This is a genomic window from Herbaspirillum sp. GW103 (assembly GCF_000261365.1).
Classification (GTDB): domain Bacteria; phylum Pseudomonadota; class Gammaproteobacteria; order Burkholderiales; family Burkholderiaceae_D; genus Herbaspirillum.
This window is the reverse complement of the sequence record NZ_AJVC01000003.1, coordinates 322,937-336,047: the sequence shown is the minus strand read 5'-3', so window position 1 is coordinate 336,047 and position 13,111 is coordinate 322,937. Positions and strand designations below refer to the sequence as shown.

Here is a 13,111-nt window from a genome sequence, read left to right as displayed (position 1 = left end):
TGGCCGGGCATCAAGCACTGCCCTCATCGGATGACGAACGGCGCTGCACACCCGCCACCACCCGCAGGGGAGCTCATGCGGTCTTCTGCAACAGATCCTTCTGCTCGTGACCACCGCCGACCTGCAGATCGCCTGCCAGCTGGCCGCCTTCTTCAATGACCAGCTTGCCATACCGGATCTTCCCGGTCACCTTGCCGCTGGAGTAGATCACCAGCTTCTGGCGTACCGTCAGGTCACCATCGAACTCGCCGCGGATCTCGGCCAGGTCGATCTCGGCCGAGCCCTTGAAGGCGCCACGCTCGGCAATCTGCACCACGCGACAATTGATGGTCGCCTGGACCTTGCCTTCCACCACCAAGGTGTCGCAATCCTCGATCTCACCCTTGACCTTGATGTTGGGACCGACGGTGAGCTTGCTGCCGCTCTCTTCGGTGGCCGCAGGAGCGGTATTGGAAACGGAAGAAGGATATTGGCTAGGTTTGTTCACGCTGGTCACATTGCCGCCTGTCGTAGAAGAGACGTTGCCCGCACTGCTGAACGGGGAATTGGTCGAACTGGTTTCGCGTTTGCCGAAGAGGGATTCCGAGCGAAGCATGTGATCTCCTGAAATGGTAGTGCTGATGCGTAAAAATCTACGCGCGAAAATAAAACGTGCGGCAAGGTGCGCACGACAAGCTCATGACGCCCACCGCCAGTGCGGCAGCAGAACCGCCCTGCACGATCATCGAGAAAACCGGCAGCGTGGACGGCGCGTCGTAGCGTCGACAAGGTCAACGAAAGCGGCTCTTCCGAATGTCCACGCAGATCGCATGGATAGCCCGGACATCACGCATCCGGACATTGCCAAGGAAGAAACCTGTGCGATTCGGCAGGATGCCTTTTGCAAAGTTCACCGCAAATTTGTAACAGTGAGAACACCGTTTTTTGCGCCGTTTTTTGCGCTCTCAAACCAGAGCAAATTATTTATATTTTGAGACCCCTTGTAACTAAAAAAAATGTAACAGTTGTTAGAAGCATGGCGTCGCCTGAAGGCGACACATCATCCCCTGAAGTCCGCTCCCGACATGGCTTCCACAGAATCAATCCATTTTCATCAGGGCTCGACGTCATCCATGGAAATGGATCTAAAACTTAGAAATCAAGACCAAGCAAACTTCTCGAAAAACGGGGCAATATCGCTCGTTCCCGACGTCAATGGATGAGCATGAAAGAGCATGAATGAGCGCATCGATGCGCCCGACTCGCGAACGGACAGGCGCAGCGACCGCCGCACCCCGGAGACCATGTGTCTTGATGTAAGCGTTGAAAATGAATGTCATCCGGCCAGCACAACCATGCCCGCCCGATTTATGATGGAGTCCATTGCCCGGCCGATGTCGCCCGCCCCGCTGCGACGCCGGCCCCTCCACCTCCCGTGACGACACCATGAGCAACGACAAGATTCCCTCGCCGGAATCGCTGGATTCCTTTGGCGCCCACCTCTTCCCGGCACGCCGCAACTCGGCTGCGGCGCAAACGCTCGCCGGCCTGATCGCACTCATCAGCTGGTTCGCCTTCGCGGCGCAGACCGACATCACCATCAACCGCCTGCTGGCGCGCGGCGGCGGCATACTGGATGGCCTGGACCGGCTGACCATGTATCTGACCAACCTGACCATCCTCATGAGCGCACTCTGCTTTACCTCGCTGGCGCTCTCGCTGAAGTCGCCCCTGAGCCGCTTCTTCCGGCAACCCTCGGTGATCTCGGCCGTGGTGACCTACCTGGCCTTCGTGGGCATCGCCTACAACCTGCTGCTGCGCCATCTGTGGACGCCCACCGGCTTTCGCGCACTGGTCAACGAGAGCCTCCATACGGTGGTGCCCCTGCTGGCAATCGTCTATTGGATTTTTTTCGTGCCGGTGTTCCAGGCGTCGCTGAAAAAGGCACTGCTGTGGCTGGTGTACCCGCTGGCCTATCTGATGATCACGCTATGGCGCGGAGCCCTGTCGGGCTTCTATCCCTACCCCTTCATCGACGTCAATGCACTTGGCTATGCGCGCGTGATCCTCAACGCCAGCCTGCTGCTGGCGGCCTTCCTGGGATTGATGGGGGTGTTCATCGCAGTCAACCGGTCCGGCAAACCAGTGCTGCAGAGAAAATGATCCGGAGCGCAGGCAGAGGCCGGTCCTTGCTCCCCGGCCGCCTGTCAGATCAGCGGGTCCGTCAGTGCCAGCGCCAGCATGAACAGCATCCAGACACTGAAGCCCGCACCGATGATCAGGTATTGAAAAGTTTTGAGCAAGATGTTCCCCTCGTCAGACAAGACCGCATTGACATGAGAGCAGTCCCCGCCATCCCCTGGCCGGAACTGCCCACCTGACCCGGTCGCCGGGCCGCGCGATGCGCGGCTGCAACCGGTGCGGTCGAGGCATTCTAGGGCCTTGGCCACGCATGAGGCGCATCCTAGCGCGTCCTTTACCTAGTCTTTCATTGTCTCTTGGTGCATGTTTCGTCATTTTCTTGAGCAAAATCCTGACGAAAAAGACACATCCCTGTCATACGGTCGCGCTATCCTGATCGCCGCTACGCGCCAACCCCCATAACAATATCCGACAGGAAACTCATCCATGAGCAAGCACGACGACGACATCGCCGGCAGCCAGCCGAGCGCCGACGATACCCTTCCGCCCCCGCAAAACAGCAGCCGCCGCCGCTTTCTGGGCGGCGTGGCGGCACTGGGGGCGGGCAGCGCCCTGGGCGCCTGCGCCACCGAAGGCCAGGGACCGGCCCTCTCCCCGAGCGGCAATCCGGCCGAGGCTGCTGCGCTGGATCGCGCCCTGCGCGAGAACATCAAGACCATCGTGGTGATCTACGCCGAGAACCGCAGCTTCAACAACCTCTTCGCCGATTTCCCCGGCCTGGAAAAGCCGCTGTCCTCGCTCAAGCCCTCGGACTACCAGCAGCGCGACCGCGACGGCACCCTGCTCAAGCAGTTGCCACCGGCATGGAGCGGCGTGGTGCGCCAGGAGCAGACCATCGAAGGCGTAACCTACCCGGCCGACAAGCAATACCAGAGCAACCTGCCCAATGCCCCTTATGCCTTGAAGGGTCCGCAGGGCGAGGCCCTGCCGCTGGGGCTGGTCACACGTGACCTGTGGCACGTGTTCTATCAGAACCAGATGCAGATCAACGGTGGCAAGAATGATGGCTTCGTGGCCTGGGCCGACTCCGGCGGCCTGACCATGGGCCACTACGCGGATACCCGCTACAACCTGCGCCTGTGGGATGTAGCGCGTGAGTTCGTGCTGTGCGACAACTTCTTCCAGGGGGCCTTCGGTGGTTCCTTCCTGAACCACCAGTATCTGATCTGCGCCACCGCCCCCTACTATCCGAACGTGATGAACTCGGTCTCGCGCACCCAGGTAGCCAGGACCAGGAACAATGATCCGCTCTCGCCGGAACTGGTCCCGGCCGAGAACAGCCCGGCCAGCGCCCTGCAGGGACCGCCCAAGTTCGGCCCCAGTGCACTCACGCCGGACGGTTATGCGGTCAATACCATGGCCCCGCCCTACTGGCCGACCTGGAGCCGTGACCGCAACAACCCGGCCTATGCCGAGCCCAACCAGCCCAGCGTGCTGGTGCCGCAGACGCACGAGCACATCGGCGACAAGCTCAACAAGAAGGGAATCGACTGGGCCTGGTATGCGGGTGCCTGGCAGGCCACGCTGGACGAGTTCAAGGATTCCAAGGGCATCCCCAAGATCCCCAATTTCCAGTATCACCACCAGCCCTTCAACTACTTCAAGAACCTGGGTCCGGAAAATCCTGCCGAACGCAACAAGCGCCTGCGCGATGGCGGTCTGGGTGATGAAGCACGCACCAACCGTTTCCTGGCCGATGTCGAGGCCGGCCGCCTGCCGCCGGTGACCTTCTACAAACCGCAGGGCAACCTCAACCTGCATGCCGGCTATGCCGACGTGGCTTCGGGTGACCGCCACATCGCCCACATCGTCAAGAGCCTGCAGGCCAGCCCGCAGTGGAAGAACATGGTGGTGGTCATCACCTTCGACGAGAACGGCGGCTGGTGGGACCACGTCGCCCCGCCCAAGGGCGACCGCTGGGGTCCGGGGACGCGCGTGCCGGCGCTGGTAATCTCCCCCTTCGCCCGCAAGGGAACGGTGGACCATACCGTCTATGACACGGCCTCCATCCTGCGCCTGATCACCCGCACCTTTGCTCTGGAAAAGCTGGACGGCCTCAGGCAGCGTGATGAGGCCATGATCGCGCGCGGCCAGCAGCCCATGGGGGACCTGACCAACGCGCTGCAGTTCAAGGGCTGATCTCCCTTCTGCCAGTCACAAGCTCAAGGCCGCCGCAGGCTTCTCCTGCGGCGGCCTCGTTCATGGTGAGACCTGATGCGCGAGGACGTATTACGCCAGCCAGGGCGGTGCCGCCTCGCTCAGCTTGATCTTCCTGGGGATCAGCTTGAGATCAAGGAAGGTATCGGCAATCTGCTGTTGCTCGTCGAGAATGGCATGGGTGATGGGCAAGGTGCCGTAGTGATAGCGGCGTACCACCACGTCCAGGACGCTCTTGGGCAAGCCGAGGATGCCGGCCACTTCGCTGGCGTACTCGTCCGGACGCGTCTGGGCAAAGGCGTCCACCTTGGCCAGCTCTTCCAGCGCGATGCGGATGAGGTCGGCATTGTCGCGCGCATACGTCCGGGTCGAAAAATAATAGGCGCGGTTCTTGACCACGCCATCGGCGTCGGCCAGGATGCGCGCCTTCAAGGTCTGCTGGGCCGCCGCCAGATAGGGATCCCAGATGGCCCAGGCATCCACCGCACCGCGCTCGAACGCGGCACGCGCATCGGCCGGGGCCAGCCATACCGGTGTCACGTCGCCATATTGCAGGCCATGCTTTTCCAGCAGCTTGACCAAGAAGTAATGCACGTTGGAACCCTTGTTCAAGGCGATGCGCTTGCCCTTCAACTGTACCGGTTTCTGCAGGCTGTCCTGCTTGACCAGCACCGCTTCCACATAAGGACGCGGCACGGTCGCCCCCACGTAGACCAGGGGCGTACCGGCGGCCTGAGAAAAGATCGGTGGCGCTTCGCCGACATCGCCGAAATCAATGGATCCCGCCCCCAGTGCTTCGAGCTGCACCGGGCCGGCGCTGAACTCCACCCATTTGACGCTCGCCCCCAGCGGGGCCAGGCGCTGCTCCAGCGAGCCATGGGCACGGATGATGCTCAAGGCCCCCTTCTGGTACCCCACCCGCAACTGGCGTGTGGCCGCCTGCGCCGGGCGCTCACCGAAAACGGTAGTCGCAGCGGCGGCGCCCAACGCCAGCCCGGCGCCGATCAGGCGGCGACGCTTGCGGCTCGGCTCAAAGGCGGTGAGGACGTGGCGGGGTGTGTCTTCGTGCTGTGGCATGGGGACTCCATCGATCATGGTTGAGGTCGATACATCGAGGCTCACAGCGTAGCCAGACCCGCGCACGCTGCGAACGAATCATTCCTCCTGTGCATAGAAGAAAAGCAGATAAGTCGTGCCGCGCATACAAGCGCCAACCCGTCGTGCCTCACGTTTTTATATCATATTGCGATATATTTGCCGCTTATCCCTTTATTCATGCGCCCTCTACAAGATCGCGCTACCACTACCGTCCTTGAACACGGCAATCCATGAAACACAAACGCGACTACACCGCCGACCGACGGCTACCCCTGCTGTGCGCCATCGCGGTGCTCATCGGCATGTTCTCCACGGGTGCGGCGTGGCTACTGCTCAAGCTCATTGCGCTCTTTACCAACCTGTTCTATTTCCAGCGCCTGTCCTTTGCCGCCAGCTCACCGGCGGGCCATACGCTGGGCTGGATCGCCGTGCTGTTGCCGGTCATCGGCGGCCTGATCGTCGGTCTCATGGCGCGCTATGGCAGTGACAAGATCCGCGGTCATGGCATTCCTGAAGCAATCGAGGCCATCCTCTTCGGCAAGAGCCGCATGTCGCCCAAGGTCGCGTTGTTGAAGCCACTGTCCTCGGGCATCGTCATCGGCAGCGGCGGTCCGTTCGGTGCCGAGGGTCCCATCATCATGACCGGCGGCTCGCTCGGTTCGCTGCTGGCGCAGTGGCTGCACCTCACCGCTGCCGAGCGCAAGACCCTGTTGGTGGCCGGTGCCTGCGCCGGCATGACGGCCATCTTCGGTACGCCGTTGGCCGCCCTGCTGCTGGCAGTGGAACTGCTGCTGTTCGAACTGCGACCGCGCAGTCTGTTGCCGGTTGCGCTGGCCTGTGTCATCGCCGCTTTCCTGCGACCGTGGCTGATCGAGGCAGGTGTGCTTTTTCCATTGCAGGTGGCACCGGTCGCGCCGATGGCGCTGCTGTCCTGTCTGCTGGCCGGATTGGCCAGCGGGGTGCTGGCCGCCGTGCTGACGCTGGCCCTGTATCGTATCGAGGATGGCTTCCATCGCCTGCCGCTGCACTGGATGTGGTGGCCGGCACTGGGTGGCATGGCCGTGGGCCTGGGCGGACTGCTGCAGCCGCGCGCGCTGGGCGTGGGCTACGACGTCATCGCTGACCTGCTGAATCAGCACATGCTGGTCTCGGCGGCATTGGCGCTGCTGCTGGTGAAGGCGGTAATCTGGCTGCTGGCCTTGGGCTCGGGCACCTCGGGCGGGGTGCTGGCACCACTGCTGATGATGGGCGCCGGACTGGGCCTGGTGCTCTCGCCGTGGCTGCCGGGTGGTTCACCCGGCTTGTGGCCGCTGGTCTGCATGGCTGCAGTGCTGGGCAGTGTGCTGGGCGCACCGCTGACGGCAATCGTCTTCGCCTTCGGCCTGACCCATGCCGACAATGCACTCCTGCCGCTCATCGCCACCACGTCGGTGGCCTATGGCGTGAACGTGCTGTGGATGAAACGCTCCATCATGACCGAGAAGATCGCGCGACGCGGCCTGCATGTGCACCGCGAATACGGTGTCGACCCGTTGGAGCGGGTGCATGTGGAAGACCTGATGTCCGCACCGCAGGCCCTGGAGGCGGCCCTGCCCGCCGCAGAGGCGCTGGCGCTATGCCGCGCAGCGGACCATGTCCATCGCCATTACCCGGTGACCGCAAATGGTCGCCTGCTCGGCATGGTCGCGCTGACGCGCTTGCAGGCGGCCGATCCGGCCCAGGCTTGCAGCGCCCTGCTGGCGCCCGATGCCGGCCATCTTTTGCCGCACCTCAGTGCCCGCATTGCCGCCGGCACGATGGCGCGCCTGGGCGTGGCGCGGCTGCCGGTAGTGAGTACGGCAGAACATCGGCAGCTGGTGGGCGTGCTGTCCCTGTCCGATCTGGCGCGGGCCAGCGCGAGCCATGCAGAAGAAGAATCCGTGCGGGAAAAACTGCTGGGCAACTGACGCCCGTTCCTCCCTGCGCAATCCTCAGACGCCGCCGCTGAGCTTGCACATCAGATTGTCGTGCGAGACCAGGATGACATTGATGCCGGCATTGCCGTTGTCCATGCGGAATTCGCTGTTGCCGTTGGAGAGGGAAATGATGCGCACGGCACGTGTGGCCGTCTCGGTCATGACGGTTTCGGCAGCCATGTTCAGGCAGGTCAGCACACAGCCGCTGCCGGCCGCGCAACTGCGGGTAATGTCGCTGGCCACCGGTGTGGGCGCGGCAGCGGGCAGCGTCGGCACGCTCGCCGGGACCGGCACGGGAACCTGCGCGCGCGCCGCGACGGCAGGCAGCAGCACCATGGACAACAGCCACAGCAGCCCCAGCTGGGACAGGGAAAAACGCGGTTTTGACATGGAAACTCCTCCCGTACAAGGCACTCTGATCAAGCCCGTATTGCATCACAAACAAAAAAAGGGCGCCCCCCCTTGCGGAAGTACGCCCAAAAGTAAGCCCCCCTCAGGGCTACCCGGTAATCGTGCAGAAGCTCTCCCCAGATCGGCTGTCTGATCTCCGACCTTCGTTCGGATTTCTTGCCGCAACTGGCATGACGAGACTTTAAGTTTTTGTGGTTCCGCCAAGTATCAGGAGCTTCCTGAGTCGCCCCGCATTGGTGTCAGGAATTTCCTGAATGACACAAATACATCATCTCGTGAGCCATTGAACAATCCTCACCAGGCGAGTCGCCGAAACGCTTGCGGTACTGACTGCCTGCTTTGCCCTGCCCGACGCCGCGCGCGCATTTTTGATAGCATGCGGGCATGGAACCTTCTCACACCCCCGAACTGAACGCGCTGACCGACTCGGTCGAGTCGGCGGGACTGGGCTTGTCAGCCGTTGTGGCCGGCCTGCGCACCTCGCGCGAGATTACCCACAAGATCCGCTATCGCGGCGAGATCCGCGAGCTCCCCTCGCGTGAAGCGATGCAAAAGCTGCTGCAACATCTGCAGGCGGCCTTGTTTCCCACGCATTATGGGCATACCGATTTATCCGATGAGACCATCGATTATTTCGTTGGCAGCCAGTTGAATGCTGCGCTGTCGATCCTGCGCGAGCAGGTACGTCGCAGCCTCTATTTCAGCAGTGATGTGGACGATGAGGCGCTGCTGCGCCAACGCGCCGCGGCCATCACGCGCGACTTCGCGCATCGGTTACCGGGTGTGCGTGACATTCTGGTCAGCGACATCCAGGCTGCGTATCACGGCGATCCGGCCGCCTCCAGCATCTCGGAAATCCTGCTGTGCTATCCCGGCACCACCGCGATCATCTATCACCGTCTGGCGCATGCGCTGCATCAGCTGGGGGCCCCGCTGCTGGCACGTCTGATTGCCGACATTGCGCATTCGGCCACCGGCATCGACATCCACCCGGCAGCGCAGATCGGCCCCAGCTTCTTCATCGACCATGGCACCGGCGTGGTCATCGGCGAGACCACCATCATCGGCCGCAACGTGCGCCTGTACCAGGCCGTGACGCTGGGGGCCAAGCGTTTCCCGCAGGAGGCCGATGGTTCACTGGTCAAGGGCATTGCGCGCCATCCCATCGTCGAGGATGACGTAGTGGTCTATGCCGGCGCGACCCTGCTGGGGCGCATTACCATTGGCCAGGGATCGGTGATCGGCGGCAATGTCTGGCTCACGCACAGCGTGCCGCCGGGCAGCAACATCTCCCAGGCGGAGATGCTCAGCGACTGTCGCCAGCCCTGATCCCCTTGGTGAACAGACCCTAACGTGGCACCGGTGCGCGTGCGCAGGCGATTGCCGCCAGCGCCAGTGCCGAGGCGGCCAGTCCGTAGAGCCACAGGGACGACATCACCGGCAGCAGCAAGCCTGCCAGCATCGGCCCCATACCGGCCCCGATATCGCGCCAGATGGCGCGTCCGGCCAGGGCATGCACGCGCTGCGCCGCAGGCGTGCGGGCGGCGACGATGGGGGCCAGGAGCGGCAACTGCAAGGCACGAAGGATCACGATCAGCCCCGCAAACAGCCACAGCAGCCCGCCTCCGAAACCGACCAGCGCCGCACAGGTAGCCAGTGACAGGATCACCAATACCTTGACCGCACCGAAGCGCTCGGCCAGCCAGCCGCCCAGCGGGCTCAAGACGATTTCGCCGGCATAGCGCAGGGCCATCAGCACCCCGGCCACCAGTTCGCCATCGGCCCCGAAGGACTGCTTGCTCATGTAGGCCAGGCCGACGATGAAGAGACCATCGAGCGTCAGTCCTTCGAGGAAGGACCACCAATCCAGTGCATTGGGCAATTTCCAGCGGCGCGGCTGCGGTGGCGCATAGGCGTGCTGCGGCAGGCGGCGGGCGGCCAGCAGACCCAGGATCGCCGTCGTGGCGACCAGGGCGAACACCATGCGTGGTCCGATGTGCGGCGCCAGCAGTGCGGCTGTGGGCAGCCACAGCATGGGGCCAATGGCGATCACCCCGCGCGAACGTCCGGAGCGGCGGGCGGCGCCGTGCGGATTGGCGGTGGACATGGCCTGGGTAGAAAGGTTGAGTCCGGCGAAGGCCATGCCCCACAGCAGGCGCAGCGGCAGGAGGGCCCAGAAGCCGTTGGCCATCGTGTAGCCAAGTGCGCAGAGGATGGCCGCGCACACGGCCAGGGTGCAGGTGGGGCGGTCGCCGCGTCGGGCGTAAAAGCTGGCGACCCAGCGATAGCCGGCGATGCGCACCAGTCGGTTGGCCGCCAGCAGCACGCCGGCCTCGGCCAGGCTGACGTGGAACTGGGCGGCATACATGGGAAGCAGCAGGTAGAGGACGATATCGCAGGGCAAGGCGGCCGAGAGCGACATGGCGGCGTGGCGGGAATCGAGGTCGGCCTGGCGGAGGTCTGGCGTGGTCATGAAGACCGATGATGCGCCGCATGGGCAGGCGCTGACAAACGATATTAATTCCGGCCATGCGTGATAATATCTCACGCATGGCCGATCTCACACTTCCGCTCAACGCCATCCGCGCCTTTCTGGCGGCGGCCCGTCACCAGAGTTTCACGCTGGCGGCACAGGAGCTCAATGTCACGCATGGCGCGATCAGTCGCCAGATCAAGAATCTCGAAGGCTACCTTGGCATGCCCTTGTTCGAGCGCCGTACGCGGCAGGTACTGCTGACTGATCGTGGCCGGCAGTTCTTCGAGCAAGCCAGCCCGGCGCTGGACATGTTGGCCAATGCGGCGCGGCGGGTGATGCGCGACGCCCCCACGCGCACGGTGGTGATCAATGTGCGGCCGTCATTTGCGGTGCGCTGGCTGATTCCGCATCTGTCCGGTTTCGTGGAGCATTATCCGGGGATTGCACCGCAGGTGGTGACCAGTACGGCGACGGTGGGCAAGGTAGGCTCTTCATTTGACATTGCGATCCGGCGAGGGGAGACCAACTGGCCTGAGACGCTGAAGGTGCAGCGCTTCATGGAGGATGAGCTGGTGCTGGTGGCTTCTCCTGCTCTGTTGCAGTCCATGCCGCTGGAGGATGTATCAGGGCTGGCGCAGCATACTGTGCTGGTGTCGCGCAGTCGGCGCAATGACTGGGAGGACTGGCGCAAGCTGGCAGGACTGAAGCGCTCTCGATCGCAGGCCATGCTGCATTTCGATCACGTACATTTCGTGTTGCAGGCAGCAGTGGATGGACTGGGTGTGGCCTTGTCTCCTTTGTCGCTGGCAGACAATGATCTGCGTGCCGGTCGCTTGGTCTGCCCCTTCCTCTCCTTGCGTCTGCCCCTCGCACCTTACTATCTCGGGATCAATCTTCAGGCGGGAGCTGAAGCACAGTTGTTTGCCAAATGGCTGGCGGAATATCGCGGATCGTTGGTTGTTGCTGGTTGATCTTGCTTGGTTTTTTGTCTTGGCGGGCTTGGTTTTTGGGTAGTCTGCACGGAATTTCTTCCTGCGCTCTAGCTTAATGCTTATCTTTCTCCGGTCGGGAGGACGCGCCGGGGGCGGCCCGGCAGCCGCTCACTTTTCTTGTCTCGCCAAGAAAAGTAAGCAAAAGAAGGCGACCCCAGAGAGCCAGCCCTCCTTCGGAGGGTCCCCGATTCAGAAGCCAACAAAACGGGAAAAATAGAGTCGCTTCGCTCCGACTATTTTTCTGATCCGTTTTGTCGCCTTCTGAATCGGCGGCGCAGATGCGGACGACCTAAACGCCTCGCCTTCGGCTTTGCGTTGGCGTTCTTTCGCCTTCGATACGTCGCTGCGCGACTACTCAGGACGAAAGAACATTAATAATTTAAACAATAAAAACCAAATCAGGACGTTGATCGAAGAAAAAATCGATGCCACAGGCGAGCCAACACAAAGCCGAAGGCGAGTCGGAGACCCGGCGAGGCCGCAGGCGAGCCCGAGTGGACTCTTCCCCATAGAGCCAGCCGTCGCAGCGGAGCGAAAAGTGGATCAGAAGGATAGTCGGAGCGTAGCGACTCTATCCTTCCCACTTTTCGCTCCGCTGCGGCGGGGACCCTCCGTAGGAGGGCTGGCTCTCTGGGGTCGCCTTCTTTTGCTTACTTTTCTTGGCGAGACAAGAAAAGTGAGCGGCTGCCGGGCCGCCCCCGGCGCTCCGTTCCGACCGGAGAATGATAAGTATTAAGCTAGAGCGCAGAACAGCAATCCGTGCAGACTACCCAAAAACCAAAACCAAAAACACAAGCCCGCCAAGACAACATCAACCAGCAACGGGAACAAGTCAGGAAATCAGCTTGATGTAACCAGCCGCATCAAGGAACCCATCAGCAGAGAAAGGCACAGCCGGCTTCAGCTTGAAGATCCACTGTTCATAAGGCGCCGCATTGATGGCATCAGGCGCATCAAGCAGCACCTCGTTGACAGCAATCACCTCCCCATCAACAGGCGCATGCAGATCAGAAGCTGTCTTGTTGGACTCGACGATGCCCGATTCAGCCCCCTGTGCCAACACCTTGCCCACCGCTGGCATATCCACATACACCAGCGGCCCCAACTGTTCCTGACCGAAATCGGTAATACCGATGGTCAGTGTCCCGTCGTCTTCAAGCTTCACCCACTCATGGGTATCGGCATAGACCAGATGATCCGGAATGTGCATCACAGTCTCCTCATGCAAATGATTATTTGGCCTCAGCCTTGCTGCCATCGGCAAACACCGGCTCACCCAGGTTGAGCATCAAGCGGTTGGCCCAGGCGAAGATGGCCACCGAATGAATCAGATCCAGCACTTCCAGCTCGTTCAAGCCCACGTCATACAGTGCCTTGATCTGCCCGGCGCTGATATCACCAGGCGTCTCGGTCAGTTCCGCCGAGAACTTGGCGATGGCCTGCTCGCGCGCATCCACCCCTGCCCCATAAGGCGAATCGAACACCTGCCGAACCGTATCGTTACGCTTGGCCAACTGCTCAAAACGCTGTGCATGGACCGACGCACAATACACACAGCCATTGATACGCGAAACCACCAGCGAACCCAGCTCCCGCTCGGCGCGCGACAACCCGCCTGGCGCATACATGATGGCGTTGAATGCAGCCGAGCGCTGACGCAGGATGTCCGGCTGATGCGCCAGAAACAGGTAATAGTCCGAGGTCTTGGCCTTGGGATGGCTTTCTTCCAGCACCTTGATCTGGTCCTCACTGGCCGCTTCCAGCTGGATCACATCCAGCCAGGCATCCCACTCCAGGGACTCATTGGTAAAGCCATTGGCCTTGATGATGTCGCTCATGTC

Annotated in this window: 12 protein-coding genes; 6 read left to right on the top strand and 6 right to left on the bottom strand. The window is 62.0% G+C overall.

Annotated features, from left to right (window positions below):
• Window positions 1–73: 73 nt before the first annotated feature.
• A complete protein-coding gene (locus GWL_RS04970; protein WP_008327358.1) occupies window positions 74–595 on the bottom strand; it encodes a polymer-forming cytoskeletal protein in 522 nt (173 codons plus the stop codon).
• Between the two features lie 214 nt (window positions 596–809).
• Between GWL_RS04970 and GWL_RS23285 the strand changes: the two genes are divergently transcribed.
• The 3 genes from GWL_RS23285 to acpA all read left to right on the top strand — a co-directional run bounded on the left by GWL_RS23285 (window position 810) and on the right by acpA (window position 4,320).
• Window positions 810–974: a hypothetical protein gene (locus GWL_RS23285; RefSeq protein WP_008327357.1), complete on the top strand. Its 165-nt coding sequence runs from the start codon at window positions 810–812 to the stop codon at window positions 972–974.
• A 451-nt stretch (window positions 975–1,425) separates the two neighbouring features.
• The gene (locus tag GWL_RS04965; protein ID WP_008327356.1) at window positions 1,426–2,142 is read left to right on the top strand and encodes a Pr6Pr family membrane protein; all 717 of its coding nucleotides are present in this window, start codon (window positions 1,426–1,428) and stop codon (window positions 2,140–2,142) included.
• Between the two features lie 465 nt (window positions 2,143–2,607).
• Window positions 2,608–4,320 (top strand): acid phosphatase, encoded by a 1,713-nt coding sequence (gene acpA, locus GWL_RS04960; RefSeq protein WP_008327354.1) that lies wholly within the window; start codon window positions 2,608–2,610, stop codon window positions 4,318–4,320.
• A 90-nt stretch (window positions 4,321–4,410) separates the two neighbouring features.
• Here acpA and GWL_RS04955 read toward each other — a convergent pair whose 3' ends face one another.
• On the bottom strand, window positions 4,411–5,415 hold the full coding sequence (locus tag GWL_RS04955) for a sulfonate ABC transporter substrate-binding protein (protein WP_008327353.1): 1,005 nt from the start codon (window positions 5,413–5,415) through the stop codon (window positions 4,411–4,413).
• A gap of 251 nt (window positions 5,416–5,666) precedes the next feature.
• Between GWL_RS04955 and GWL_RS04950 the strand changes: the two genes are divergently transcribed.
• On the top strand, window positions 5,667–7,382 hold the full coding sequence (locus tag GWL_RS04950; RefSeq protein WP_008327352.1) for a chloride channel protein: 1,716 nt from the start codon (window positions 5,667–5,669) through the stop codon (window positions 7,380–7,382).
• A gap of 24 nt (window positions 7,383–7,406) precedes the next feature.
• Here the strand turns inward: GWL_RS04950 and GWL_RS04945 are convergent, their stop codons facing one another.
• Window positions 7,407–7,781, bottom strand: a complete 375-nt coding sequence (locus GWL_RS04945; protein WP_008327351.1) for a hypothetical protein — start codon at window positions 7,779–7,781, stop codon at window positions 7,407–7,409.
• A 405-nt stretch (window positions 7,782–8,186) separates the two neighbouring features.
• On the opposite strand from GWL_RS04945, the gene epsC reads away from it, so the two are divergent.
• Window positions 8,187–9,131, top strand: a complete 945-nt coding sequence (gene epsC, locus GWL_RS04940) for a serine O-acetyltransferase EpsC (protein WP_008327350.1) — start codon at window positions 8,187–8,189, stop codon at window positions 9,129–9,131.
• Window positions 9,132–9,150: 19 nt separating this feature from the next.
• On the opposite strand, the gene GWL_RS04935 is transcribed toward epsC, so the two are convergent.
• Window positions 9,151–10,275, bottom strand: coding sequence for an MFS transporter (locus GWL_RS04935; protein WP_008327349.1), 1,125 nt, complete (start codon window positions 10,273–10,275; stop codon window positions 9,151–9,153).
• A gap of 77 nt (window positions 10,276–10,352) precedes the next feature.
• Between GWL_RS04935 and GWL_RS04930 the strand changes: the two genes are divergently transcribed.
• Window positions 10,353–11,249, top strand: coding sequence for a LysR substrate-binding domain-containing protein (locus GWL_RS04930; protein WP_034350106.1), 897 nt, complete (start codon window positions 10,353–10,355; stop codon window positions 11,247–11,249).
• A gap of 853 nt (window positions 11,250–12,102) precedes the next feature.
• Here GWL_RS04930 and gcvH read toward each other — a convergent pair.
• Together gcvH and GWL_RS04920 are read right to left on the bottom strand one after the other, a co-directional pair.
• Window positions 12,103–12,480, bottom strand: a complete 378-nt coding sequence (gene gcvH / locus GWL_RS04925) for a glycine cleavage system protein GcvH (protein WP_008327347.1) — start codon at window positions 12,478–12,480, stop codon at window positions 12,103–12,105.
• A 22-nt stretch (window positions 12,481–12,502) separates the two neighbouring features.
• Entirely contained in the window at window positions 12,503–13,108 is a 606-nt protein-coding gene (locus tag GWL_RS04920; protein WP_008327346.1) for a peroxidase-related enzyme, read from the bottom strand.
• Window positions 13,109–13,111: the final 3 nt, after the last annotated feature.